The organism is Ramlibacter sp. WS9 (assembly GCF_003797765.1).
Taxonomy (GTDB): domain Bacteria; phylum Pseudomonadota; class Gammaproteobacteria; order Burkholderiales; family Burkholderiaceae_C; genus Ramlibacter.
This window is the reverse complement of sequence record NZ_RKMB01000019.1, coordinates 32,361-55,467: the sequence shown is the minus strand read 5'-3', so window position 1 is coordinate 55,467 and position 23,107 is coordinate 32,361. Positions and strand designations below refer to the sequence as shown.

The window sequence follows — 23,107 nt, the reverse complement described above, 5'->3', positions numbered from 1 at the left end:
AGGTCCAAGAGCTCTACCAGCTTCCACGCCGAGAAACCATCGCGGCCCAGGCTCGCCCTGAATCGGCCATGCGCTGCAACTCTTCGGGCCTGCAGCGTGATGCGGCTTGTTCCACCTCGGGCTGGATATCAGCCGGCACGCCAAACTCCCGGGCCACCAGCATGAAGTAGCGCCTGAGCGCGACCTTGTAGTGGCCGCGCGCCAAGCTCTCCGAGAGTCCGTCCAGCAAGTAGCGCTGCTGCTCGTCGTGCGCCTCGGCCGGCATTCCCAAAGCCCTACTCCAGCGCTTCCTTCGCGCTGACGTCGGGCCGGTTGGCCCGCGTGCCACGCATGCGGCGGTCGGGGTCGGCGGGATCGTTGGGCGAGATCATCACGTGGTCCGCCTCGACGGCCAGCAGCGTGCCGACGAAAGGCATGTCGCCGAACCGCTCGCTCACACGGTAGCTCACCATGTCGCCGGCCTTGAAGGTGGCGGCGTCGAAGTTGAACTGGAAGGGGCAGGCGTCTCCAGGGGCGGAGGGTGTCGCGAAGGATTGCATGGCGGGGTCTCCTTGACGTGTGGCCGGATCAGGAACCGGCCACGACTTCGAATCGTGCGGGCTGCGTCTGCACCTTGGGGGCGGCGGTGCTGCCTTCGGCCGCGGCGGGTGCCGGCGCCTGCAGGCCCACATTGCGCAGCAGGAAGTGCGACAGCGCCGGGATCAGCACCAGCGCACCGATCATGTTCCACAGGAACATGAAGGTCAGCAGGATGCCCATGTCGGCCTGGAACTTGATGGGCGACCAGGCCCAGGTGACCACGCCCGCCGCCATCGTCAGGCCGACCAGCGCCACGACCCGTCCTGTGAACCGCAGCGAGCGCATGTAGGCCTCGCGCAGCGGAACGCCGCGGCGCTGCAAGGCGAGCTGGATGCTCAAGAGGTACAGCGCGTAGTCCACGCCGACACCCACGCCGAGCGCGATGACGGGCAGCGTCGCCACCTTGACGCCGATGCCCAGCGCGACCATCAACGCCTCGCACAGCACGGACGTGATGAGGAGCGGCACCAGCGCGACGACCACCGCCCGCCAGCTGCGGAAGGTGATGAAGCACAGCGCCACGACGGCCGCGTACAACAGCACCAGCATGCGGCGGTTGGCTTCGCGAACGACGATGTTGGTGGCCGCCTCCACGCCGGCCGATCCCGCCGCCAGCTGGAACTGCCGCTGCGGCGTTCCGTGTTCGCGGCCGAACGCCTCGACGGCGTCGCTCACGCGCGCCAGCGTGTCGGCCTTGTGGTCGGCCAGGTAGGCGATCAGCGGTGTCACGGCGCAGCGCGGCTCCGCGAGCTCGGGCCTATCCACGATGACCTGGTCGACTGCGGTGTTGAGCATGGAGGCATTGCGCGGAATGGCCAGCCATTTGGGGTTGCCTTCGAACTGGCCGGCCGTGAAGAAGCGCACCATGTCCGCCGCCGAGGCCGTCGCCTTGACGCCTTCGACCTGCCGCAGGCTCGCGCCCAGGCGGTCGATCTCGGCCAGCGTGGCGTACTGCTTGCAATGCTCGGGCGGTGTCTCCACCATCACCACGAACTGGTCGCTGGACAGGCCGTAATGGGCGTTCACGAAAGCGACGTCGCGGTTGTAGCGCGAGTTGGGCCGCAGCTCCGGCGCGCCCGGGTCGAGGTCGCCAATCTTGAGCTGAAAGCTCATGGCCGCGGCTGCGAGGCCCAGCGCGGTGGAGATGACCACCGCCGCCATGGCCCAGCGCCGGTCGGTAAAGTGCAGCAGACCCGACCACAGGCGGCCGGTCCAGCCCTGGGAAGCGTCTTCCTGCTCGGCCCGCACCGAACGCGCGGCGGCCTTTTCGCTCACACCGACATACGACAGCAGCACGGGAATGAGGATCAGCTTGGTGAAGATCAGCACCGACACGCCCAGGCTGGTGGTGAGCGCCAGGTCACGGATGACCGGAATGTCGATCACCATCAGAACGGCGAAGCCGACCACGTTGGTGAGCAGCGCGGTAAGCCCGGCCAGGAACAGGCGGCGGAAGGTGTAGCGTGCCGCCACGTACTTGTGTGTGCCGCGCGCGACGTCCTGCATCACGCCGTTCATCTTCTGCGCGCCGTGCGACAGGCCGATGGCGAAGATGAGGAAAGGCACGAGGATCGAGTACGGGTCGAGCACGTAGCCCAGGAGCCGCATCAGGCCCAGCAGCCAGACGACGCCGAGCGCGGAGGCGCCCACCAGCAGCGCGGTGCTACGGATGTCTCGCGTGAAGCCGAAGACGAACAGCGCCGCGATCAGCGCCGACAGGCCGAAGAACGACATCACCTGGCCCAGGCCGTCGATCAGGTCGCCGACGATCTTGGCGAAGCCCACGATGTGGATCTTCACCTTGGGGCTCTCCAGCGCACGCACCTTGCGCTCCAGGTCGTTGGAGAAGGCCGCGTAGTCCAGCGGCCGGCGCGTCTCCTGGTTCATTTCCAGTAGCGGCACGACGATCATCGTGGAGCGCAGGTCGTCGGCCACGTAGCTGCCGACGATGCCGGCGCGCGCGATGTTGGTCTTGAGCTGGTCCATCGCCGCCGGGGAAGCGTCGAAGCCGTCCGGCATGACAGACCCGCCGCGGTAACCCTCTTCGGTGACTTCCGTCCAGCGCAAGCTGCTGGTCCACAGGCCGCGCATGAAGGATCGGTCGGCGCCGGGAATCAGGTAGACCGTGTCATTGACCTTCTGCAGCGCGAGCAGGTATTCCTTGTCGAAGATGTCGCCGCTGGTGTTCTCGACGACGATCCGCACCGAATTGCCGAGACCGCGCAGGGCCTCCTTGTGCTTGAAAAAGTTCTGGATGTACGGGTGCGAGCCCGGGATCATCTTCTCGAAACTTGCGTTCACGGGCAGCTTGGCCGCGTGCCATCCCAGGAAGAGGGTGGCCACCAGGGAAACCAGGAGCACCGCCAGGCGGTTGTTGAAGATGAAGCGCTCCAGCCACACACCGCTGTTGCGGTCGAAGCTGCCCACGTCGCGCACGACCGGCATCGCCAGCTGCGTGTTGTCGTCTGTCATGTCGCCTCGTTCAGGGCAGGGGCGCGCTTTGCACGCCGCCGAGCCCGGTGATGAGAATGCGCCCGGGCGCCGCCTGCGCGACGTCGGTGAAGAGGCTGGGCCGGCTGACGGGCAGCGGCTGGAAAGTCTCGCCCTGGTTTCGGCTCACGATGACGCGGCCGTCTTGCGAGACGAACAGCAGCCGCCCATCGTCCAGCAGGCTGGCGCCGGTGAGGCCGCCCGGCACGCCGGTCTCCAGGCGCTGCCAGCTGGCGCCGCCGTTGCGCGATCGATAGGCCGTGCCGCGCAAGCCGTACGCCACGATGTATTCGCGTGTTCCGACAATGCCGAAGAAGCTGCCCTTGTAGCCGGTGGACTGGGGAACGAACCGCTCTCGTGCGCGGTCGAGCTTGAACACGGTGCCCTGCTCGGACGCCAGGTAGATGTCGCCACCCACGCTGCGCACCGCGTTGTAGTGCAGCATCTTGTCGCTGTCGACCTTCTCCATCCACGACGTCCAGGTCTTGCCGCCGTCGCGGGTGCCCAGGAGCGTGCCGAACGGGCCGGAGGCCCAGCCCACCCGCTCGTTGTCGAACCACAGGTCGAGCATCGGCATCTCGGGGCCGCTCTCGTAATTGCGCGCGACTTCCTTGCGCAAGCGCGCTGCATTGGCGTCGCCTGTGGCGGCCAGCTTGTCGAAGTGGTCTGCAAGCAACTGCGCCGCCATGCGCCCGTCCAGCTGCTTGGTCCACCGGTTGCCGCCGTCTTCGGTCGAGAGGATCACCCCGTCGTGCCCGGACGCCCAGCCGCGCGACGGCGTAACGAAGCGCACGGCGACCAGGTCCGAACTGACCGGGGAGACGGCCTGGCGCCAGCTCTTGCCTTCGTCGTCGGACACGACGATCAGGCCGCGCACGCCCACGCTCACGAGCCGGCTGCCCGCGCGCGCGATGGCGCTCAGGTGCGTCGACGACGTGAACTGCGTGGGCTGTGCCGGCGCGTCCAGCGGGTCGACGAACTTGCCACCGCCCGCGGCGGCGAACGCGGCAAGGGCGGCTACCCCGACAAAGGACAGCGTCAGCAGGATGCGCAGGTAAGCCACTCGCCGTTCCTCCTCAACGAACGCCCTTGGCCGCCATGGAATCCGGGGTCAGGTAGTTGTCCGGCAGCGGATCGACCTTGCGCCAGCCCTCGCCCACCGCCGCGGAGCCGAGGAACCAGCCGTTCTTCACGAAGTCGTGGCCGATCTGGCTCTGGCCCATCGGCATCGGAACGTCGTAGGCCTGGTAGATGGGAAAGTGGTTCGACCGGTAAAGCTTGCCCGCATCGTCGTACGACTGGTAGGCGCTGTAGAGCCAGCTGTCCTCGTCGATCTGCCACACCTTCTTGCTGTAGATGTGGCGCGCGCCTGCCTTGCGCGTGGCCTCGACGATCCAGACGCGGTGCAGTTCCCAGCGCATGACGTCGGGGTTCACGTGGTCCTTCAGCATCGCGGTTTCGATGTTGGTGAGCGCCGCGTTGTGGTGACCCAGGTTGTTGTAGGCCACCAGCATTTCCTTCTTGCCGACGATCTTGAAATCGAAGCGGTCCATCTTGCCGTCGAATCCGCTGATCTCGTCGAACACGATCATCCCGCCGTACTGCGCGGCCACCGTGTCGTAGGTGAACTCGGGCGCCAGGCGCACCCGGCGCTGGCCCGGCGTGTACGACCACGCGCGCGGCGGCTTCTCGTCCATGCGCGCCCAGTTGATCCGCATGTCCATGCTGCCGGCCTTGGAAGCGGGCGAGGTGTTCATGTTCAGCAGGCCCTGGATCTTGTCCGACTGGGTCTTCGTGTTGTCCCAATACTCCCAGTGATAGCGGGTGGACGCCTTGGCGATCAACGTCCTGTTGCCGCCGGCGTCGACCAGCCAGCTCTGCCAGTCGCCGCCGTGGTAGACCGGGTGAAAAGCGGTGATGGCGTTGTACATCAGCTCCTGCCCGGTCTTGGGGATCGGGAACGGGACTTGCGCATGGGCGCCCTCCAGCCCCGGGGCATCGCCCACCAGCTTGGGCGTCATCACGCGCTTGACGGTGTTCTCATAGACCCAGTCCGGCAGGCATGCCGTCCGATGCGACGGGTACACATTCATCCGGTAGGTCGCCGGGAAACGCTTGAACAGTTCGAGCGCGGCCGGATCGAGCTTGTCGGCCCATTGGGCGAGGTTGGCCGCGGTGACGGTGGCGATCGGCTTTTCGGCCGCGAACGGATCGACGTAGGGGAAGCCGTTCTTGCCGTTGGTGGGCTTGTAGCCCGGCGGCGGCGTGCACAGGCCGCCCGTCCACGCGGGGATGGTGCCTTCCTTGTTGCCGGCCTTTTCGGCGCCGACCGGCGTCAGGTCTTTGCCCAGGCGGGCGGCTTCAGCGGCGGTGGGTGCGGCCGGCACTTGCGAGGCGGCCAGCGCCGCGATAGCCGCGATCGCCGCGGCGATCAGTGTCTTGAATTTTTTCATGAGTGTCTCCTCGCGTTTCAGAACGTCGTCTTGAAGGTCATCGCCAGCCAGCCGTGGTTGTTCTGTACAGCGTTGCCATTGACCGTGGTGACCATGCCCGTGGGGCCGGTGTTGTAGCGGGCATGCGAGTCGCTGTACTTGACCGCGAACGTGTACTTCTGCTGGATGTTGGCTTCCAGTCCCACGGACCAGGTGTACGCGCCTTCGTTGCCTCCGCCGAGCGTGGCACCGTTGCCGCGCAGGCCGTAGCCGATCGACATGGGCGCGGAGAGATCCACACCGGGATAGACCTGCAGCCATTGCGGCGTGAAGCTGACGTTGGCCAGCAGCACGTCCTTGGTCGCGCAGCCGTCGTTCTTGTCGCCCACCAGCTTGGCGCCGCTGGTGGTGGAAGCCGTGGCCGCGTTGCAGCCCATGTAGCCGACACCCTTGAAGAGGTCGGCGTTTTTCGTGACCTTCAGCAGGCGGCTGTACACCACTTCGCCGATCAGCACGCCGGATTCCCACAGCGCGGTGCGCGGCAGCAGGTAGACACCGTTCGCCACGATGTGCATGGTGTTGCCACGGGCACCCTCGGCGCCGGCGAAGTCCAGCGAAGACCCGTTGGACGAGACGAAGGCCGTGTTGCTGTTGAGGGCCGTGTTCTTGCGGTAGATCAATTCGCCGCCCACCGAAACGGGGCCCACGGCCGTCTGCACGCTGCCAGCGAGCATCTCCGTGTCCTTGGCATAGGCCAGGTGATAGTCACGCGGCACCGGCGACGGCGGCGCGATCTTGAACACCGGGGCCCAGGGCATGGTCTCGTCGAACTTGCGGTAGTAGGCGCCGAACGTGGTGTCGCTCATCGACGCGGGGTTGTAGCGCAGGTTCAGGCCGAAGTTGTTGGTGCCCTTGCGGTCGGGCTCGACGCTGGCGCCGTGCGGAATCTGGCCGGCCGCGCCGGCGAAAAGACGGTCCGGGCCCGAGAACAGCATGTCGGCCGCACCGAAGTACGTGCCGCCCTCCGGCAGGCGGTTGGGCCGCCAGTTCAGGAAGTACTGGCCGCGCAGGGACCACTCGGGGGACAGCTGCACGGCGCCGGACAGCTGGTTGATCGGCATGAACACTTCCTTGGCCTCGATGCCGGGGCTGGAAGCGCCCTTCAGGCCGTCCAGCGGCGCCTGCGAGTACGAGATGCCGTGGAAGGTGGTGAAGAACGCCTCGCCCCAGTACACCGTATGCTTGCCCAGCTTGACGTTGGCCTGATTGCCGCCCAGGTCGAAGTTGGCGAAGGCGAAAGCGTCGAGCAGCTCGCCGCCCTGGTAGTGGAATCGCTTCGTGGTCGACGAGTAGTCGTTGCCGATGTAGTTGCCGATGGCGCTGTACGGCAGGCCCGGCGCCAGCATGCCCGGGTTGGTATGGGCCTTGCGGTCATGGTAGGCCTGGTCGTGCCACGCCGCGGCGCTCAGGCGGAAGCCGTACTTGCCCTTGTACGTGAGGTCCATCTCCGAGAACAGGTCGAGCCGGTTCATCACCACCTTGTTCTTGGCGAACCGGTATTCGGTTTCGTCGTAGGTGGGGCTGTTGCCGAACGCCGGGTTGATGGCCTCGCCGCGCACGCCGATCGCGTAGCGGACCTGGTTGTCCCACCGCACGGTCAGGTCCGGATTGCCGGTGTCGATCTCCACGGCATGGGAGAGCGGGGCGAAGGCAAAGCTCGCCAGCACGCCGGCGATCGCCGCGGCAAGGCGCGTGGGGCGCCCGGGTAAATGCATCGTCTGGATTCGCTTCATGCTGGGTCCTGTCTCCTCGGTTGATTCGTCGGCGCTCGCGTCCCGTGTCCCGTGTCCGCCGTCCTCTTTGTCGCTCCGGCTCAATTGCCATTTTATGAACGATGTGCGCGATTTTGAACGGCACGGATACAACTGTCGCTTAGGGTTTACCCAGATATACGTATGTCGTGCGGATATACGAACCAGTAGGAATCAGCAATCGCCGTCATTGCGGGCTTGACCCGCAATCCATGAACCCCGAATTCACTTTCGACGTTCGTGGACCTCGCGGCGAAGCTGTGCGTGGGCGGGCTGCGGCGCGATGGCTACGGCGTTCGGCTTCGGTGCTTCGCACCTCCTGCCGAATCCCTTGCGCCGGGGCTTTATTCGCGCCGCAGCCCGCCCACGCACAGCTTCGCAGAGACCTTGTTGGCGCGCCACCGGTCGTCGGCCACCGCTTCATCTTTCTGCTGCAACCTCGGCGCGCCACCGCCGGAACGCCACTCGCTCACTGCAACGCCGTGCATGGCCGGGCCGCGGCGCGAATAAAGCTCAGGCGCCCGCGGTGGACGGTCCTGCGGCCCAGCGTCGCTTGCGACGCGACCGTCTCATGCTCGCGGCACCTGTTTGAGTCGCAGCGAAGCGGAGGCGAGTTGTGCCGCGCGGGCCGCAAGACCGTTCAGCGCGGGGACTCCGGCAGGAGCTTGCGATAGCAAGCGATGCCGGACGCCGTAGCCATCGCGCCGCGGCCCGGCCATGCACGGCGTTGCCGCGAGGTCTCACAGGGTCCGGGATGACAGATCTGCTTTCCCTCAGCGGGGCGTCAGTTTCACCTGCCCGTCGCCGAACGGCTCGTCGCGGTTCTTCAGCGCGGTCTTCAGCCCGGCATCGGCCATGTCGGCGCGAAACTGGCTGCGTCGCGGCCCGCGCGAGAGGTGCGCGCGCGCGTCCATCTCCGCCGAAAGACGCTGCATGGTGCGGGCACCGGCCAGCTCCAGCGACAGGTTGACCACGCGCTTGTGCGCGGAGAGCAGCTCCGCGTCCACCAGGGCGACGCGGCGCGCGAGTTCGCGCACGGCAGCGTCCAGCTCCGCGGCGGGCACCGACTCCATGACCAGGCCGATGCGCGCGGCGTCCTGCCCGCTGATCCAGTCGCCCGTCATCAACAGGCGCTTGGCCCACTGCGGGCCGACGTGGTAGACGAACATGTTCTGCGGCGGCGTGCCGTTGGCGCGCGCCGCCGGGAAGCCGATGCGCGCGTCGTCGGCCGCCACCACCATGTCGCACATCAGCGCCAGGTCCGTGCCGCCCGCCAGGCAGTTGCCCTGCACCTGGGCGATCACCGGCTTGTGGATGTCGAACATCGCGAGCGTCTTCTTCTGCGTCTGCTCGAGCTGCCAGCAATCGTCGTCGATGGTGCCGTTCTGCGAGCGGTACGCCGGCCCATCGGCGGCACCTTCGCCGGCGTACGCGCCGGTGAGGTCATAGCCCGCGCAGAAGTCCCGGCCCGCGCCGGCCAGCACGATGGCATGGACGTCGGTGCGGTCGTCGGCTTCCAGCAGGGCATCGCTCAGTTCCGCCAGCGCCTGCGGGGTCAGCGCATTGCGCTTGTCCGGGCGATTGAGCGTGATGCGCGCAACGCGGTCGGCCACGTGGAAGATGAGTGTTTCGCTGGTTTTCAACCACTTGGCCATGATGTCTCCTCAGGCAATGAATTCAGACTCGGCCCATGACGGGGATGCCTGCGCCGGTGATGGCGCGTGCCGCGTCGGAGAGCAGGAAGGCCACGACGTCGGCGATGGCTTCAGGTGTCACCCAGCGCGAGAAGTCCGCGTCCGGCATGTCTTTTCGGTTGGCGGGCGTGTCGATGATGCTGGGCAGGATGGCGTTGACGGTGACGCCGCGGTCTTTCGCTTCTTCGGACAGCGCTTCGGTCAGTCGCAGCACGGCCGACTTGGATGCCGCATACGCGCCCATCCCCGCCGCGGCTTTGCCGGCCGCGCCGGCGCCGATGTTCACGATGCGCGAGCCCGGCCGGTCCAGCAGATGCGGCAACGCGGCGCGGCAGACGTGCAGCGCGGTTTTCACATTGACGGTGAACAGCATGTCCCAGGTGGCGGGGTCGCCATCGGCAATCGTCTCCCAGCGAAACGCACCCGCGACGTTGACGACGGCGTCGAGCGTGCGATAGCGCGCCAGCGCCCCGGCGACCATGGCCTGGGTCGCGCCTTGGTCGGCCAGGTCCACGCCCGGCAGCAGCAGGTGCGCGGAAAACTCCGCGGCCAGCGCCTCGGGCACGGTTGGCGCGGCGTCGACCAGCGCCAGCTTCGCGCCCTGGCCCGCCAGCGTGCGGGCGACAACACGGCCCAGCGCGCCGAACGCGCCGGTCACGATCACGGTCTTGTCTTGCATGCGGTGCTCCTCAGAGGTTGAAGGCCAGGCGCGAAATGATGTTCTTCTGAACTTCCTTCGCCCCGCCATAGATCGTGACGGCCCGCGTCTGCAGCATGCCCGAGCCGACGCCCGCCACATCGGCGGGCCAGTGGCTATTCTGGACCGTCTCGGCGGCCAGCGGGTCGTCGAAGCCTTCGATCGCGCGCAGGCCCTGCCAGCCCAAAGCATCCAGGGCCAGCTCAGTCACCTTCTGCTGGATTTCGGAGCCCCGCACCTTGAGCGCGGACGCCACCGCCGTCGCGTCCCAGCTCGTCGGCTCGTGCGTGAGCACGCGCAGCACGGAGTATTCGAGCGCCCGTAGTTCGATCTCGACGGCCGCCAGGCGCCGGGCGAACGCGGGCGACTCGATCAAGGGCGTGCCCCCGGACTTCTGCCGCAGGGCGATGGCCCGGGCGCGTTCCAGCCAATGCCGCGAAAAGTGGATGAAGGCGCTCGAGGTCCGTTCGTTGTCGAGCAGGAACTTCGCGTAGCGCCAACCCGCACCCTCTTCGCCCACCAGGTTCTCCGCCGGCACCCGCACGTTGTCGAGGAAGATCTCGTTGACGTAGTGCATGCCGTTGAACATGCGGATCGGCCGCACGGTGACGCCGGGGCTGCGCAGGTCCATCATCAAGAAGGAGATGCCGCGCTGCGGCTTGACCGTGGCGTCTGTGCGCACGAGGAAGAATCCCCAGTCCGCGTAGTGGCCTTCGCTGCTCCAGGTCTTTTGGCCGTTGACGATGTAATGGTCACCCTCTCGCACTGCACTGGTCTTGAGCGAAGCGAGGTCCGAGCCGGCGTTGGGCTCCGAAAAGCCCTGGGCCAGCAGGAAATCGCCGCGCAGGATGGGCGGCAGGAAACGGGCCTTCTGCTCCTCGTTGCCGAAGGTGTAGATCACCGGCCCGCACAGCCGCAGGCCCTGCCAGCTCAAATCCGGCGCGCCCGCCTCGCGGCACTCTTCCTCGAAAATGTGGCGCTGCATCGGCGTCCACCCCGGCCCGCCATGTTCTACCGGCCAATGTGGCGCGGCCCAGCCTTTGTCGGCAAGGATGCGGTTCCAGTCCTGCAGGTCGGCTTGGGGCAAGGGATGAAAACCGAGCGCGTGGCGATGCGCCATGGCGGGCGGCAGGTGGGCAGCAAGGAATTCGCGCACCTCCGCGCGGAAGGCTCGCTCGGCATCAGAGTAGCTGAAGTTCATCGCGGTAGGGTGTCGTTCACGATATCTCCACCACGCCGTTGTTCAGGACGACCGTCTTGCGCGCATCCACGGTGGCGCGCAATCGCAGGACGGTATCGCCCTCACGCCAGAGTTCATAGCGCACAGTCTCGCCCGGCCACACCGGCGAAGTGAACCGCACGGCGAGTCGCTTGAGCCGCGCGGCATCGTGGCCCAGCACCTGCTCAATGACAGCGCGCGCGCCCATGCCGTACGTGCACAGCCCGTGGAGGATGGGTGCATGAAAGCCGGCCTTGGCCGCGATGTCCGGGTCCGCGTGCAGTGGGTTGACGTCGCCGCTCAAGCGGTAGAGCAACGCGGTTTCGGGCCGCGTGGCATAGCTCACCTCGATGTCGGCTGCGCGTTCCGGCACGGCAGGCAAGGCCTCGGGTCCCGGATCGGACACACCGCTCGTCTCGCTGAACCCGCCGTCACCGCGCAGGAAGGTGACGTTCCGGCTCTCGGCGACCGTCTCCCCGCTCGCTTCATCGATCAGCGTGCGCAGCAGCACGGCGATCGCGCCTTTGCCCGCGCCCTTGTCGGTCAGCGACACCACGCGATTGCGCGCGACGAGCGTGCCGCTGGGCGCCAGTGGTTTGTGCACGCGGATGTCCTGCTCGCCATGCACCAGCTTCACCGCGTCGGCACCGGTGCGCGGATCGCGCCACCAGATGCCGGGCGAACCCATCGTGGTCGCCATCGTGGGCACCGCCTGAAGGTCTTTCTCGTAGACGAAGCGCAGAGCGCCCCGGTCCATCGGGTCCTGGCCGAAGCCCAGACCCAATGCGTAGAGCATGGTGTCGCGCTCGGTGTACCGGTGGACGATGTCGGGAAACGTCCAGTTCTTGCAGACCTCGTAGTTCAACATGATGAGTTCACAATGCTTCTTCGGTGCCGAGGATGACCAGCGCTTCGTGGGACAGTTCCCCGCCGTTGCCTTGCGCGATGGCCAGCTTCGCGTCTTTCACCTGTCGGTCGCCGCATTCACCGGTCAACTGGCGCGTCGCCTCGACGATGGTGAAGAGGCCATACATGCCGGGATGCACGCAGGAGAGGCCTCCACCGTTTGTGTTGACGGCCAGCGATCCACCCGGCGCGATGCGCCCGCCTTCGACGAAGGCGCCGCCCTCGCCCTTCGCGCAAAAGCCCAGGTCTTCCAGGAACAGGATCGGGTTGATGGTGAACGCGTCGTAGAGCTCGACCACGTCGATGTCCTTCGCGCTCACGCCCGCTTGCGCGTACGCGCGCGCGCCCGCATCCGCCAGGCCGGTCACGGTCAGGTCGGGCATGCTGGCAATCTCGCGGTGTGTGGCGCTTTGCGCGCCGCCGAGCAGGTAGATCGGGCGCTTGGCAAGATCCTTTGCCCGGTCGGCTCGCGTCATCACCACGGCGGCCGCGCCGTCGGTGACGAGGCAGCAATCGCGCACACCGAAAGGGTCGGCCACCAGGCGCGCCTTCATGTAGTCGTCCAGCGTCAGCGGGTCGCGCACGAAGGCTTCGGGGTTCAATTGCGCCCACTGCCGCGCTGCCACGGCGACTGCGCCGAGCTGCTCCTTGGTCGTGCCGTACTGGTGCATATGCCGAGCGGCGGCCATCGCGTAGGAGGAGATGGGACGCAGCGGACGGTAAGGCGTTTCCCATGGCGAGGGCCGCGAGGATTGCAATAGCTTGCCCGTGCTGCTGCGCTGATTGCTGCCGTAGGCAATCAGCGCGACATCACACAGGCCCGCGTCCAGCGCCATCGCGGCGAGGATCGCGTGCACCTGGAACGAAGAGCCGCCGGTGCGGTTGTTGTCCAGGAAGCGCGGGTGGATGCCCAGCGTTTCGGCCATCGACAGGCCGGACAGCGAATCGTCCATCAGCACGGTGAAAAGGCCGTCCACATCTGACGGTTTGAGCCCGGCAGCGGACAGGGCCTGCACGCTGGCCTGGTGCGCCAGCTCGAGCGAGGTGTAGCCGGGCGCTTCGCCGCAGCCGAAGGTGGCACTGCCCACGATGGCGGCACGGCCGCGGGGAAATCTCTCGTTCATCGCGGTCCTCATGCCGGCTCGAACACGACGAGCGGCTGATCGTTCTCGCGCACGACCTTGGCCAGAACCTGCATGCCGATCTTCACCTCTTCGGGCGCGATGCCGTCGACGCGGCTCATCATGCGCGGCCCTTCGGCCAGGTCGATCAACGCCACGTTGTAGTTGGGCGTGGGCGGCTTCTGGCGAATGACAGTGGTGGAGTACACCGTGCCGCGCCCGCTGGCCGGCACCCATTCCAGGTCAGTAGCGCCCGTGCCGGGTTCGGCTACGCGCGGGTAGAACACATGGCCGCCCGTGCTGCCGCTCTTCTGGATCATGAAGCGGCCTTCGGCCAGGTGTTCGAAGAATTCTTTTTCGGGATTCATTTCAAGATTGCCTTCTCGGTTTCTCTGTCATTGCGGGCTCGACCCGCAATCCATCGCGGAGCTCAACCGTGCATGGTGAGACCGCCGCTGACGGAAATGACCTGCCCGGTCATGAAGTCCGTCGCCGGCGTGGCCAGGTACACGATGGTGTGCGCGATCTCGACCGGCTGCGCAAGGCGCTTCAGCGGGATCGCCTTGATCAGCGCGTCGCGCAGTTTGCCTTCAGGGATCGTGCCGTTGAAGAGCGGCGTGTCGGTCGGTCCCGGTGCGACGCAGTTGCACGTCAGGCCCGCGCGTGCCGTTTCGCGTGCCAGCGACTTGGTGAACGCAATGATCGCGCCCTTGGTGCCCGCGTAGAAAGTCTCGCCCATGCTGCCCACGCGACCGGCGTCGCTGGCCACCGTCACGATCTTGCCGCTGCGGCGCTCCAGCATCAGCGGGAGGAAGCGGTGGATCATCCGCACCGGGCCGATGTAGTTGACTTGCGCCAGCAGTTCCCACACGTCCGGCGTGTTCTCGACGAAAGGCATCACGCGGTCCAGCCCCGCGACGTTGGCGATGATGTCGGGCGCGCCGCCGATCTTGCCCACGGCGGTATCGACGAAGGCGTCGATGCTCGCGCCGCTGGTCAGGTCGAGCTTGATGAAGTCGCCCTGGCCGCCGGCCTCGCGGATCGCCGAGATGGTTGCCTGGCCGTCCGCCTCGTTGCGGTCACCGCCGTAGACGATGGCGCCGGCACTCGCGAATTGCATCGCTGTCGCGCGGCCGATGCCAGAGGCGCAGCCGGTGATGACCACCGTTTTGCCGGTGAGGTCGGTGACGTGGCGCCAGCTCGTGTTGTTGGTGATGTCGTTCATTGTTTCGGTTCCTGGGTCTTGAGGTTGGTAGCGCTCTTCCTGATGAAGGCGGTGATTCGTTCGTTGGCTTCGGGCGTGAGCAGCAGCCCGCCACCCAGTTCGCGTTCCAGCGCGTAGCCGGCTTCATGGCCCGCGCCATGGGAGGCAATCAACTCCTTGGCAACGCGAAGTGCGGGCAGCGGCAGCGAGCCGATGCGCTGCGCGATGCGGGCCGCTTCGGCGGGCAAATCGGCGCGGGGCACGGCCCATTGCACGATGCCCAACGCGAGCGCCTCGCGGCCATCGACCGGCTCGGCCGTGAGGATCATTCGCGAGGCGACGCCGCGGCCAGCCAGGCGGGTGAGCCGCTGCGTGCCGCCCAAACCGGGAATCAGCCCGATGCCGACTTCGGGCAAGCCGATCTTCGCCTCGTGCGCGGCGATTCGCAGGTCGCAGGCCAGCGCCAGCTCCAGTCCGCCGCCCAATGCCGCGCCGCCGATCTCCGCGATGGTGATGCGCGAAAGCGATTCCAGCCGCGCGAACACGCCCTGCAGCCGTTTGATGTAGGCCGACAGCACCTCCGCCGGCCGAGGCCTGTCCAGCCAGGATTCGATCTGCGCGAGATCCGCACCCGCAGCGAAGACCTTCTGGCTGCTGCGAAGATGCAGCACGTTCCAGTCTTCGCGCGAATCGAGATCATCGAGCAGTTCGAGCAGCGCATCGCCCCACTCTTCGCTGATCGCGTTGACGGGCGGCCGGCAGAGTGTCAAGACAGCGACGCGGCCTTCCTGTGAGAGTTCAAACATGAGCGAGTCCTTCAGGCGCTGCGGGAAAGTTCACGCAGCGCGACCTTGTTGACCTTGCCGCTGGCGACACGCGGCAACGCAGCCACGACTTCGACCTGCTTGGGGCACTTGTAGCCGGCGATGAGGCGCTTGCAATGCGCGATGACGTCTTCGGGCTGGGCGGCGGCACCGGGCACGCACACGACATAGGCCTTGACGACCTCGCCCCATTTGGCGTCGGGCACGCCGATCACGGCCGCCTCGGCCACGCCGGGGAAAGCCTGCACGGCATCCTCGACTTCGCGGCTGTAGATGTTCTCGCCGCCGGAGATGATCATGTCCTTCTTGCGGTCTACCAGGAAAAGGTAGCCGTCTTCATCGAGATAGCCGACGTCGCCGGTGCGATACCAGCCGTCGCGCAACGCGTCCAGCGTCGCGGCCGTGTTGTTCCAGTAGGCGTCGAAGCGTTGGTCGGTGTGCGTCCAGACTTCACCCGGCACGCCGACGGGGCAATCGCCGCCTTGGTCGTCGACCACGCGCAGGCGCGTGCGCGGCCCAGGATGACCGACGGACGCCGTGCGCCGGATGTCAACTTCCGTTCCTTCGGGCTTGACCTCGTGCGCAAACATCACGGTCGCCCCCGTCTCCGTCGCCCCATATTGAATGGAGAAGATCGGCCCCAGTCTCGCCACCGCGCGCTTGAGCAACGGCACCGGCACCGGCGCGGCGGCGGTGACGATGTTGCGCATGCTCGATAGGTCTGCGTCTGCAATGGCCGGCGAATCCAGCAGCGCCTGCAGCATCGCCGAGACGACGAAGGTGAAGGTGATGCGCTCGGACTCGATCGCCGCCAGGATCGCATCGGCATCGAAGCCGCGATGCAGCACCACGGTGCCGGCATGCCACGCAGCCTGCAGCGCGTAGCCGATCACACCGACGTGAAAGGCGGGCGTGGCCAGCAGCACGCGGGTGTCCGAACTGAATTCGCTCGAGTACGCGCCGCCCTCGGCCGTGGCGACCCAGCGCCATTGGCTGCGCAAGGCCCCCTTGGGGCGGCCGGTGGTGCCGCTCGTGTAGACCAGCGCGCCGTAGTCTTCCGGCTGCGACCGGAAGGGAGGTCCTTCAGCCGATCCGTTCGCCGCGACGGTTTCGAACGGCTGGGCCCAGCTGGGCACCTCACCGCCGATGCAGACATAGGCGACGATGCCCGGAAACTTGCCACGCAGTGCGTTGACCAGTTCCGTGTACTGCGCCTCGAACACGAGGACGCGCGGCGTGGCATCACCCAGCAGCCATTCGATCTCGGGCGGCGCCAGGCGGAAGTTGACGGTGGTGACGATGTAGCCGGCCCAGTCCCCCGCGCTCAGCAGTTCCATGTATTCCGGGCAGTTCATCGCCAGGATGGCCACGCGGTCCTGCCGGCCCAGGCCGAGCTTATGCAGCCCATCGGCCAGGCGCCGGGCCCGGTCGGCCAGTCCGCGCCAGGTCAGCCGGCGGCCGCCGCAGACAAGCGCTTCCTTATGAGGGTAGAACCTGGCGTTGCGCTCCAGGAGTTCGCCGATGGTGCGCATGGGTCAGACCGGTGTGTCCTGGCTGAAAGCCGGTTTGCGCTTTTGCAGGAAGGCGTCGATGCCCTCCATGCCTTCGGGTCCCGCGAAGCCGATGAATTCCAGCGCGAGCGAGGCGTCGAAGATCGGCGCGGCCTGGCGCAGCCAGTGGTTCATCGTGTGCTTGGTCCAACGCAATGCTGCAGGGGCGCTCTGCGCCAGGCGCGAGGCGATCTCCACCGCTTTGGCCTCGACCTCCGCATCGGGCAAGGCCATGGAGATCAGGTTCATGCGCTCCGCTTCCTCGCCCGTGAAGTTGTCGGCCGTCATCAGGTAGTACTTGGCCTTGGCCATGCCGCAGAGAAGCGGCCAGATGATGGTGGCGTGATCGCCCGAGGCCACGCCGATCTTCAGGTGGCCATCGGAGAACTTCGCGTCCTTCGAGGCGATCGAGATGTCGGCCAGGATGAGCAGAGCCAGCCCTGCACCCACGGCCCAGCCGCGCGCGGCGCTGACGATGGGCTTCCTGCAATTGATCATGCCCATCACCAGGTTGCGGGTCTCGGTCATGGCCTGCATGCGAAGCGCGTAGTCCTCGCAGACCTTGCGCTCATGGTTCAAGTCGCCGCCGGCGGAAAAGGTCGCGCCGTCGCCGGTGATGATCGCGACGGACACGCTGTCGTCGGCGTCGACGTCGGCCCAGATCTCCGAGGCTTCGCGGTGCATCTGCGAGTCCATGGCGCCCATCTTCAGAGGCGAATTCAGAGTGATGCGCAGCACGCGCGGATGCGGCCGGTCAAACTTCAGGCGCGTGTAACGGGCATAGCGGTCGATGCTTTCGGGCATGTCTCCATCCTTCTTTTTCAGGGGCAACTGCGGGAAATCCCGGGGTTTGCAGGTTGACGTTGATTCGGTTCAGCGTTTATATTACCGAACATCGTTCAGAAATGGAAGCGCTTTTGAAAAGCGCCCCACAAAGGAGAAGCATGGAAACCGCAGGCCTGGGCTATTACTTCGAAGACCTTCCCCTGGGTCGAACCTTTCAGACCGTGGGACGCACGGTCACCGAGCCCGACATCGTCAACTTCATCAACACCATCGGCATGACCGAGGTGCTGTTCACCAACCTGGAGTTCCTGAAGAACGTGGCCGGCTTCAAGGGCCGGCTCGCGCCCGGCTCCCTGGTCTATTGCTTCGCCGAAGGGCTGCTGGCCCAGGCCACCATGCAGGGCACCGGCCTCGCCTTCCTGGGCATGCAGCTGGACGTGAAGGGCCCGACCTTCGCCGGCGACACCATCCACGTCGAATGCGAAGTGATCGAATCGCGCCGTTCCGAGACACGCGCCGGACGCGCCCTGGTGCGCACCCGCAACCGCGTCGTCAAGCAGGACGGGACCGTGGTCATGGAATACACGCCGATGCGGATGCTCAAGTGCCGCGGCGAGGCCACGCAATGACGTCGGCGCCGGCCGGGCATCACGCCCCCACCGGCCCGCTGACCGGCGTGCGGGTGATCGACCTCACCGTCAACGTGCTGGGTCCGCTGTGCACCATGGTGCTGGGCGACATGGGCGCCGACGTGGTGAAGGTGGAAACCCCCGACGGTGACCCGAACCGCCAGAACGGCCCGGGACGCAACGCCAACATGGCGGCCATGCACCTGAACATGAACCGCAACAAGCGCAGCGTGACGCTGAACCTCAAGCGCCCGGAAGCGCGCGAGGTTCTGCTGCGGCTGGTGGCGCAGGCCGACGTCTTCGTGCACAGCATGCGGCCCGCCGCCGCCGAGCGCCTGGGCATCGGCTACGACGAAATCGCGAGCCGCAATCCGCGCATCATCTACGGCTACGGCTGCGGTTACATGCCCGGCAGCCCGCGCGAGAACGACCCGGCCTTCGACGACGTGGTGCAGGGCGAAGCGGGCCTGGCCGACCTGATGCTGCAGTCGGTCGGTGTCGCGCGCTACCTGCCCACCGTCATCGTCGACAAGTTCTGCGGCTACATGCTGTCCTCGGCCATCGGCATGGCCCTGTATTCACGCGAGCGCACCGGCCGGGGGCAGCTGGTGCGGGTGCCGATGCTGGAATCGATCGTCGCCTTCAACCTGCAGGAGCACCTGTGGGGCGCGGCATTCGATCCACCGCTGGGCACCGGCGTGGGCTACGTTCGGCTGCTGTCGGAACACCGCCGTCCCTACGAAACCAAGGACGGCTTCATCTGCCTGCTGGCGGTGAACGACGAACAATGGAAGCGGCTGCTGCCGGCGATCGGCCGGGCCGAATTGCTGGAAGACGAGCGCTTTTGCACGCACGAAGCGCGCATCCGGCACGTCGATGCGGTGTACGGCACCGTGTCGGACCAGATGAAGGCGCAGACCACCGCGCACTGGCGCGGCGTGCTCAACGCCATCGAAATTCCCAACGGCCCGGTCGCGAGCTTCCAGGACATGCTGGCCGACCCCTACCTGAACGAAACGGGTTTCTTCCAGCGCTACGAGCACCCCACGGAGGGGCCGATGCTGACCACCGCCGTCCCCACCCAATTCTCGGAAACGCCGGCGGGCCTGCATCGCCCGCCGCCCCTCTTGGGCGAGCACAATGCCGAAGTACTCGGGGCCCTGGGATACGGCGCGCGCGAAATCGAGGCCCTGACTCGCTGAAGGGGAATCGACATGAGCTACGAACAGATCCTGTATGAGGCGAGCGAGGGCATCGCCACCGTGACCCTCAACCGCCCCGAGGCGCTGAACGCCTGGACCGACGTGATGGCCGACGAGGTCTGGCGCGCCATGCGGCAGGCGGATGCCGACGACGCGGTGCGCGTTGTCGTGCTGACCGGCGCGGGCCGCGCCTTCTGCGCGGGCGGTGACGTCACGGGCTTCAAAGGCCAGGACGCGAACCCGCAGCAACTGCTGGACAAGCTGCCGCGCCCCTACGACTTCAGCCGCCGGCCGGACTACCAGGGCCGGGCCAGCTATTTCCCCGCCATCGGCAAGCCCATCATCGCGATGATCAACGGCGCCGCCGCCGGGCTGGGACTGGTCCACGCGCTGTTCGCCGACGTGCGCATCGCCGCCGACGATGCCGTATTCACCACGGCCTTCGCCCGCATCGGCCTGGCCAGCGAATACGGCATGGCCTGGGCGCTGCGCAACGTGGTCGGGCATTCGAACGCGATGGACCTGCTGCTGTCGGCGCGCAAGGTCAAGGGCGAAGAGGCGCTGCGCATGGGGCTGGCGAGCCAGCTGCACCCGCGCGACGGCCTCGCTGCCGCGACGCGCGCCTACGCAAAGGATATGGCTCAGCTGTGCTCGCCGCGCTCGACCCGCGTGCTTAAACATCAGATGTGGGAGCTGCCGTTCCAGTCGCTGCAAGAAGCCGTAGCCGCGGACAGCCGCGAGATGCTGTCCTCCAATGTGTGCGAAGACTTCCAGGAAGGCAAGAACGCCTTCAAGGAAAAGCGCCCGCCCAAGTTCACTGGCCAATAGGATGGACCTGCACGATTCCCCCGAGGACCTGGCCTTCCGCCAGGAAGTTCGTGACTTCGTCGCCGCGAACCTGCCGGACGACATCCGCGCCAAGGTGCTGGGCTTTCTGCGCGTGGAGCGCGAAGACTACGTGCGTTGGCAGCGCATCCTCGCCGGCCGCGGCTGGGGCGCGCCGGGCTGGCCGCTTGAACACGGCGGCTGCGGCTGGAACGCCGTGCAGCGCAACATCTTCGAAGAGGAATGCTTTAGTGCCGGTGCGCCGCGCCAGATGCCGTTCGGCCTGTCGATGATCGCGCCCGTACTGATGAAGTACGGTACGCCCGCGCAGAAAGAGCGCTTCTTGCCGCGCATCGTCTCGATGGACGACTGGTGGTGCCAGGGCTATTCGGAGCCGGGCGCCGGTTCCGACCTCGCGTCGCTCAAGACGCGCGCCGAACGCCACGGCTCGCACTACGTCGTCACCGGCCAGAAGATCTGGACCTCGTTCGCGCAGTGGGCCAACTGGATGTTCGCGCTGGTGCGCACCGACGCCAGCGGCAAACCGCAGCGCGGCATCTCGCTGCTCTTGATTCCCATGGACGCCAAGGGCATCACCGTGCGGCCGATCAAGACGCTCGACGGTGGCCACGACGTGAACGAAGTTTTCCTCGACGGCGTGCAGGTGCCCGTGGAAAACCTCGTCGGCGAAGAAAACGACGGCTGGACTTTGGCCAAATACCTGCTCGGCCATGAGCGCACCGCCATCGCCGGCCTGGGCATGTGCAAGCGCTTGCTGCGCCGGCTGAAGGAAGTCGCTCGCGTGCAGACCAAGCATGGCCACCCGCTGATCCAGGATCCGCGCTTTCGCGACCGCATCGCGAAGATCGAGATCGACGTGCTGGCCCACGAGTGGTCGCTGGCACGCTTGGTCTCGCTCGAGCAAGCCGGCCGCGGCCTGGGCGCCGAGCCGTCGATGCTGAAGATCCGCGGCTCGGAGATCCAGGGCGAGCTGGGTGAACTGCTGATGGAATGCGCGGGCCCGTATGCCGTGCCCTTCCTGGACGAGGCGACGGTGTTCGGCTTCGATGGCCCGACCGCGGGCGGCGTGGAACTGAACCCGCTGGCCGGCCTGTACCTGGACCTGCGCAAGGTCGCCATCTACGGCGGCACCAACGAGATCCAGCGTGGCCTGATCGGAAAGTCGCTGGTCGCCCTATGAACTTCACCTTGAATGAAGAGCAGCAGATGCTCGCCGACACGGTCGGCCGCTTCGTGCAGGACCACTATGGTTTCGAGGCACGCGCCAAACGCCTGGCATCGCTCGGGGCGGATGCGCCCGGATTCAGCGAAGACCTGTGGGACCAATTGGCCGACATGGGCCTGTTCGCGCTGAACGTGCCTGAAGCCCACGGCGGCATCGGCGGCGGACCGGTCGAAACCATGATCGTGATGGAAGCACTGGGGCGCGGCCTGGTGGTCGAGCCCTACATCACCACCGGCGTCATTGCGCCGCGCCTATTCGCAACCCATGGCAGCGAGGCGCAGAAGGACCGGTTCCTCAACAAGATTGCCGAGGGCGCGCTTCGTTTCGCCCTGGCGGTGCTGGAGCCGCAGGGCCGCTATGACCTGCACGACGTCCGCACGCGCGCCCAGCGCGCAGGCGATGGCTGGCGGCTCGACGGCGCCAAGTCGGTCGTGCTGCACGGCGACAGCGCCGACTGGTTCCTCGTCACAGCCCGCACGCGGCCGGGCACTCCCGCGGCCGAGGGCCTCACCTTGTTTCTGGTGAACGCGAAAGCGGCCGGCGTTTCGGTGCAAGGCTTCCCGACCATCGACGGACAGCGTTGCGCTGAACTCCGGCTCGATGCGGTCGCTGTCGAGGATGCGCTGGTGATCGGCGGAGTCGACCAAGGTCTCGCCCTGGCCGAGTGGGCAATCGATCAAGGCCTTGCCGCACTGGCCGCCGAAGCCGTGGGCAGCATGGACAAGCTGTGCGATCTCACCTGCGAGTACATCGAGACGCGCAAACAATTCGGCGTGGCGATCGGCAGCTTCCAGGTGCTGCAGCACCGCGCAGCCGACATGCGCATCGCCGTCGAACAGACCCGCGCATTGGCCTTGATGGCCGCCGCCCACGTCGACGGGACCGATCGCGCGCTTCGCCGCCGCGCCGCCAGCGCCGCCAAGGCCATGGCGGGCAAGAACGGCCGCTACGTCGGCCAGCAGGCGACGCAACTTCACGGCGGCATGGGCATGACGGACGAGATGCCCTGCGGCCACTATTTCAAACGATTGACGGCGATCGACATGACCTGGGGAAACACCGAACACCATGTCGAGCTGTATGGAGAATTCTTATGAGTGAAAGACACCCCGAGGGACAAATCGCCGTGGAGCAGCGCGGCTCCGTTCTGCTGATGGGCGTGGACCGCGTCGAAAAGCGCAACGGTTTCACGCCCCGCATGTTCCGCGAGCTGGGTGAGGCCTACACGCGGCTCGAGAACTCGCCCGACCTGTTCGTCGGCCTGCTCTACGCCAAGGGCGATCACTTCTCCGGCGGTGTGGACCTGCCGCTGATGGCCGAGTACCGCAAATCCGGAACGCCTTATGTGCCCCTGCACCTGGTCGATCCGGCCCAGATGCGCGAACCTTACCGCAAGAAGCCGGTGGTCGCCGCCATGCACGGCCTGTGCTTCACGATCGCCATCGAGCTGATGCTGGCCGCCGACGTGGTCATCGCCGCCGACAACTGCCGCTTCGCGCAGATGGAAGTGCAACGCGGGATCATGCCCGGCGCTGGCGGCAGCTTCCGCTTCATCGAGCGCGCGGGCTGGGGCAACGCGATGAAGTGGCTGCTCACAGGCGACGAGTTCAACAGCGCCGAGGCGCTGCGGATCGGCCTGGTACAGGAAGTGGTGCCGGCCGGCGAGCAGTTCGAGCGCGCCCTGGCCTATGCGCAGCGCGTCGCGCAGCAGGCACCGTTGGCGGTGCAGGCCACGATAGAGAACGCGCGGCTGTCGCTCGGCACGGGCTGGATGCACTCGGCGACGCACGCTACTGCGAAGAACACCTATTTGTATGGCACCGAAGACGCCGTGGAGGGCCGCAAGTCTTTCGCCGAAAAACGCGCTGCCCAATTCACCGGGCGATAACCCA

The 23,107-nt window shown here is 66.7% G+C and carries 23 protein-coding genes; 6 read left to right on the top strand and 17 right to left on the bottom strand.

Translation table 11 applies throughout. The annotated features are described in order from the left end of the window. Positions 1-13 precede the first annotated feature (13 nt). From EEB15_RS23645 to EEB15_RS23570, 17 genes are all read right to left on the bottom strand, one after another. Positions 14-271, bottom strand: coding sequence for a hypothetical protein (locus tag EEB15_RS23645; protein ID WP_141512412.1), 258 nt, complete (start codon positions 269-271; stop codon positions 14-16). Positions 272-275: 4 nt separating this feature from the next. Further along, entirely contained in the window at positions 276-539 is a 264-nt protein-coding gene (locus tag EEB15_RS23640; RefSeq protein ID WP_141512411.1) for a hypothetical protein, read from the bottom strand. 28 nt (positions 540-567) lie between these two features. Next, the gene (locus EEB15_RS23635) at positions 568-3,051 is read right to left on the bottom strand and encodes an RND family transporter (protein ID WP_233259593.1); all 2,484 of its coding nucleotides are present in this window, start codon (positions 3,049-3,051) and stop codon (positions 568-570) included. Between the two features lie 10 nt (positions 3,052-3,061). Then, positions 3,062-4,132, bottom strand: a complete 1,071-nt coding sequence (locus EEB15_RS23630) for a YCF48-related protein (protein ID WP_199236607.1) — start codon at positions 4,130-4,132, stop codon at positions 3,062-3,064. A gap of 13 nt (positions 4,133-4,145) precedes the next feature. Beyond that, positions 4,146-5,522 (bottom strand): DUF1329 domain-containing protein, encoded by a 1,377-nt coding sequence (locus EEB15_RS23625; RefSeq protein WP_141512410.1) that lies wholly within the window; start codon positions 5,520-5,522, stop codon positions 4,146-4,148. A 17-nt stretch (positions 5,523-5,539) separates the two neighbouring features. Then, complete coding sequence (locus EEB15_RS23620) at positions 5,540-7,294, bottom strand: DUF1302 domain-containing protein (RefSeq protein ID WP_141512409.1); 1,755 nt, start codon at positions 7,292-7,294, stop codon at positions 5,540-5,542. A gap of 362 nt (positions 7,295-7,656) precedes the next feature. Beyond that, positions 7,657-7,800: a hypothetical protein gene (locus EEB15_RS33790; protein ID WP_158290205.1), complete on the bottom strand. Its 144-nt coding sequence runs from the start codon at positions 7,798-7,800 to the stop codon at positions 7,657-7,659. A gap of 285 nt (positions 7,801-8,085) precedes the next feature. Continuing rightward, positions 8,086-8,967, bottom strand: coding sequence for a crotonase/enoyl-CoA hydratase family protein (locus EEB15_RS23615; RefSeq protein ID WP_141512408.1), 882 nt, complete (start codon positions 8,965-8,967; stop codon positions 8,086-8,088). A 22-nt stretch (positions 8,968-8,989) separates the two neighbouring features. Beyond that, positions 8,990-9,685 (bottom strand): SDR family NAD(P)-dependent oxidoreductase, encoded by a 696-nt coding sequence (locus EEB15_RS23610; protein WP_233259592.1) that lies wholly within the window; start codon positions 9,683-9,685, stop codon positions 8,990-8,992. A 10-nt stretch (positions 9,686-9,695) separates the two neighbouring features. Continuing rightward, complete coding sequence (locus EEB15_RS23605) at positions 9,696-10,904, bottom strand: acyl-CoA dehydrogenase family protein (protein WP_141512406.1); 1,209 nt, start codon at positions 10,902-10,904, stop codon at positions 9,696-9,698. 16 nt (positions 10,905-10,920) lie between these two features. After that, positions 10,921-11,790: a MaoC/PaaZ C-terminal domain-containing protein gene (locus EEB15_RS23600; protein ID WP_141512405.1), complete on the bottom strand. Its 870-nt coding sequence runs from the start codon at positions 11,788-11,790 to the stop codon at positions 10,921-10,923. Between the two features lie 7 nt (positions 11,791-11,797). Then, positions 11,798-12,952, bottom strand: coding sequence for a thiolase (locus EEB15_RS23595; protein WP_141512404.1), 1,155 nt, complete (start codon positions 12,950-12,952; stop codon positions 11,798-11,800). Positions 12,953-12,960: 8 nt separating this feature from the next. Next, on the bottom strand, positions 12,961-13,317 hold the full coding sequence (locus EEB15_RS23590; protein WP_141512403.1) for a Zn-ribbon domain-containing OB-fold protein: 357 nt from the start codon (positions 13,315-13,317) through the stop codon (positions 12,961-12,963). A gap of 62 nt (positions 13,318-13,379) precedes the next feature. Then, on the bottom strand, positions 13,380-14,174 hold the full coding sequence (locus EEB15_RS23585; protein ID WP_141512402.1) for an SDR family NAD(P)-dependent oxidoreductase: 795 nt from the start codon (positions 14,172-14,174) through the stop codon (positions 13,380-13,382). Beyond that, positions 14,171-14,959, bottom strand: coding sequence for an enoyl-CoA hydratase/isomerase family protein (locus tag EEB15_RS23580; protein WP_141512401.1), 789 nt, complete (start codon positions 14,957-14,959; stop codon positions 14,171-14,173). Before EEB15_RS23580 ends, EEB15_RS23585 begins: the two co-directional genes overlap by 4 nt. An 11-nt stretch (positions 14,960-14,970) precedes the next feature. Continuing rightward, complete coding sequence (locus tag EEB15_RS23575; protein WP_141512400.1) at positions 14,971-16,509, bottom strand: class I adenylate-forming enzyme family protein; 1,539 nt, start codon at positions 16,507-16,509, stop codon at positions 14,971-14,973. A 3-nt stretch (positions 16,510-16,512) separates the two neighbouring features. Then, positions 16,513-17,331: an enoyl-CoA hydratase/isomerase family protein gene (locus EEB15_RS23570; protein WP_141512399.1), complete on the bottom strand. Its 819-nt coding sequence runs from the start codon at positions 17,329-17,331 to the stop codon at positions 16,513-16,515. A 140-nt stretch (positions 17,332-17,471) separates the two neighbouring features. On the opposite strand from EEB15_RS23570, the gene EEB15_RS23565 reads away from it, so the two are divergent. From EEB15_RS23565 to EEB15_RS23540, 6 genes are read left to right on the top strand one after another with little or no spacing between them, the layout of a single operon-like run. After that, on the top strand, positions 17,472-17,942 hold the full coding sequence (locus EEB15_RS23565; protein WP_233259591.1) for a MaoC family dehydratase N-terminal domain-containing protein: 471 nt from the start codon (positions 17,472-17,474) through the stop codon (positions 17,940-17,942). Then, entirely contained in the window at positions 17,939-19,144 is a 1,206-nt protein-coding gene (locus EEB15_RS23560; protein WP_141512397.1) for a CaiB/BaiF CoA-transferase family protein, read from the top strand. The genes EEB15_RS23565 and EEB15_RS23560 overlap by 4 nt, the downstream gene beginning before the upstream one ends. 12 nt (positions 19,145-19,156) lie before the next feature. Next, entirely contained in the window at positions 19,157-19,972 is an 816-nt protein-coding gene (locus tag EEB15_RS23555) for an enoyl-CoA hydratase (protein WP_141512396.1), read from the top strand. 1 nt (position 19,973) lies between these two features. Then, entirely contained in the window at positions 19,974-21,170 is a 1,197-nt protein-coding gene (locus EEB15_RS23550; RefSeq protein ID WP_141512395.1) for an acyl-CoA dehydrogenase family protein, read from the top strand. Continuing rightward, entirely contained in the window at positions 21,167-22,312 is a 1,146-nt protein-coding gene (locus EEB15_RS23545) for an acyl-CoA dehydrogenase family protein (protein WP_141512394.1), read from the top strand. The genes EEB15_RS23550 and EEB15_RS23545 overlap by 4 nt, the downstream gene beginning before the upstream one ends. Beyond that, positions 22,309-23,103 carry a crotonase/enoyl-CoA hydratase family protein gene (locus EEB15_RS23540; protein WP_141512393.1) on the top strand — a complete coding sequence of 265 codons (795 nt, stop codon included), beginning with the start codon at positions 22,309-22,311 and terminating at the stop codon, positions 23,101-23,103. The genes EEB15_RS23545 and EEB15_RS23540 overlap by 4 nt, the downstream gene beginning before the upstream one ends. Positions 23,104-23,107 lie beyond the last annotated feature (4 nt).

Bases quoted from the DNA above. Each gene is read 5' to 3' on its own strand.
- EEB15_RS23550 (WP_141512395.1), top strand. From the start codon at position 19,974: ATGGACCTGCACGATTCCCCCGAGGACCTGGCCTTCCGCCAGGAAGTT.
- EEB15_RS23545 (WP_141512394.1), top strand. From the start codon at position 21,167: ATGAACTTCACCTTGAATGAAGAGCAGCAGATGCTCGCCGACACGGTC.
- EEB15_RS23595 (WP_141512404.1), bottom strand. From the start codon at position 12,952: ATGAACGAGAGATTTCCCCGCGGCCGTGCCGCCATCGTGGGCAGTGCC.
- EEB15_RS23600 (WP_141512405.1), bottom strand. From the start codon at position 11,790: ATGTTGAACTACGAGGTCTGCAAGAACTGGACGTTTCCCGACATCGTC.
- EEB15_RS23635 (WP_233259593.1), bottom strand. From the start codon at position 3,051: ATGACAGACGACAACACGCAGCTGGCGATGCCGGTCGTGCGCGACGTG.
- EEB15_RS23585 (WP_141512402.1), bottom strand. From the start codon at position 14,174: ATGAACGACATCACCAACAACACGAGCTGGCGCCACGTCACCGACCTC.
- EEB15_RS23570 (WP_141512399.1), bottom strand. From the start codon at position 17,331: ATGCCCGAAAGCATCGACCGCTATGCCCGTTACACGCGCCTGAAGTTT.
- EEB15_RS23560 (WP_141512397.1), top strand. From the start codon at position 17,939: ATGACGTCGGCGCCGGCCGGGCATCACGCCCCCACCGGCCCGCTGACC.
- EEB15_RS23625 (WP_141512410.1), bottom strand. From the start codon at position 5,522: ATGAAAAAATTCAAGACACTGATCGCCGCGGCGATCGCGGCTATCGCG.
- EEB15_RS23640 (WP_141512411.1), bottom strand. From the start codon at position 539: ATGCAATCCTTCGCGACACCCTCCGCCCCTGGAGACGCCTGCCCCTTC.
- EEB15_RS23615 (WP_141512408.1), bottom strand. From the start codon at position 8,967: ATGGCCAAGTGGTTGAAAACCAGCGAAACACTCATCTTCCACGTGGCC.
- EEB15_RS23575 (WP_141512400.1), bottom strand. From the start codon at position 16,509: ATGCGCACCATCGGCGAACTCCTGGAGCGCAACGCCAGGTTCTACCCT.
- EEB15_RS23555 (WP_141512396.1), top strand. From the start codon at position 19,157: ATGAGCTACGAACAGATCCTGTATGAGGCGAGCGAGGGCATCGCCACC.
- EEB15_RS23610 (WP_233259592.1), bottom strand. From the start codon at position 9,685: ATGCAAGACAAGACCGTGATCGTGACCGGCGCGTTCGGCGCGCTGGGC.
- EEB15_RS23620 (WP_141512409.1), bottom strand. From the start codon at position 7,294: ATGAAGCGAATCCAGACGATGCATTTACCCGGGCGCCCCACGCGCCTT.
- EEB15_RS23540 (WP_141512393.1), top strand. From the start codon at position 22,309: ATGAGTGAAAGACACCCCGAGGGACAAATCGCCGTGGAGCAGCGCGGC.
- EEB15_RS23565 (WP_233259591.1), top strand. From the start codon at position 17,472: ATGGAAACCGCAGGCCTGGGCTATTACTTCGAAGACCTTCCCCTGGGT.
- EEB15_RS23580 (WP_141512401.1), bottom strand. From the start codon at position 14,959: ATGTTTGAACTCTCACAGGAAGGCCGCGTCGCTGTCTTGACACTCTGC.
- EEB15_RS23605 (WP_141512406.1), bottom strand. From the start codon at position 10,904: ATGAACTTCAGCTACTCTGATGCCGAGCGAGCCTTCCGCGCGGAGGTG.
- EEB15_RS23590 (WP_141512403.1), bottom strand. From the start codon at position 13,317: ATGAATCCCGAAAAAGAATTCTTCGAACACCTGGCCGAAGGCCGCTTC.
- EEB15_RS33790 (WP_158290205.1), bottom strand. From the start codon at position 7,800: ATGCACGGCGTTGCAGTGAGCGAGTGGCGTTCCGGCGGTGGCGCGCCG.